Origin of the sequence: Paraburkholderia sp. RL18-085-BIA-A (assembly GCF_046027075.1) — a bacterium.
Lineage (GTDB): Bacteria > Pseudomonadota > Gammaproteobacteria > Burkholderiales > Burkholderiaceae > Paraburkholderia.
Map to the genome: position 1 here is coordinate 1 of NZ_JARESU010000535.1, position 714 is coordinate 714.

General features: G+C 60.8%; 2 protein-coding genes. One reads left to right on the forward strand and one right to left on the reverse strand.

Features of this window, described 5'->3' with window-relative positions:
• The first annotated feature begins 286 nt into the window (after window positions 1-286).
• Window positions 287-424, forward strand: a complete 138-nt coding sequence (locus P0D89_RS53695) for a hypothetical protein (RefSeq protein ID WP_408371418.1) — start codon at window positions 287-289, stop codon at window positions 422-424.
• On the opposite strand, the gene P0D89_RS53700 is transcribed toward P0D89_RS53695, so the two are convergent.
• Window positions 397-714: SET domain-containing protein (locus P0D89_RS53700; RefSeq protein ID WP_408371420.1), on the reverse strand; the 318-nt coding region annotated here is incomplete at its 5' end. The genes P0D89_RS53695 and P0D89_RS53700 overlap by 28 nt on opposite strands.

Here is a 714-nt window from a genome sequence, read left to right on the forward strand (position 1 = left end):
GCCGGCCCAGATCCGACAGCGCCCGACAGACGGACGTGCGAGCGGGCATCCCCGTCAGTGCCAGCTCAAGCTCGTCCAGTAGTTCCGGCAGACTCACCCCCCCGGCTCACTTTCCTGCGAACTTCCTCTTCTGCATCAGGCCGCTCTCCTATAGCCGTCGAGATACGCGCTGGCATCGCCGTCACCACAGATCCTCAAGATCCAGCGACATTTGCTTCCTCGTGTTTGCGCCAGGATATCGGCCGGTTGCATCTCGCTGTGCAGACGCCGGTTTCAACGCGCCGAGATGGAAAACCGCATCCATGCCAATCCGGACAAAGTCATCATTCTGAAGCTTCGTGGCGTGGCCATTCCTGGAGACAGCGACGTTTCCGTTCCCCTCCTGCGTCGCACGGATCACGCCGCGTTCGCCAGCATCGACTGACGGCACCCTTTTGCACCACACCGGCACGCGTATTGCGCCCGAACGTCCTCATCCAGAGGTCCGTCCGTCGCCAGCAGATATTCAATAAACAGTTCTTCACCGGGCTCGACTGGCCGGATGGTATGGATGAAAATCCGTCCCTCGTCCTCGATAGTCTCGCAGTTCGGTGCGCAGGCGTGATTCAGCCAGCGTGCACTATTGCCGCCGCGACTGCCGTCAATCACGGACCCATCGGACAGACCGAACAGGAAAGTATGGCCTTCGACGCCTTCGCGCTGGTGGCGGCGAAT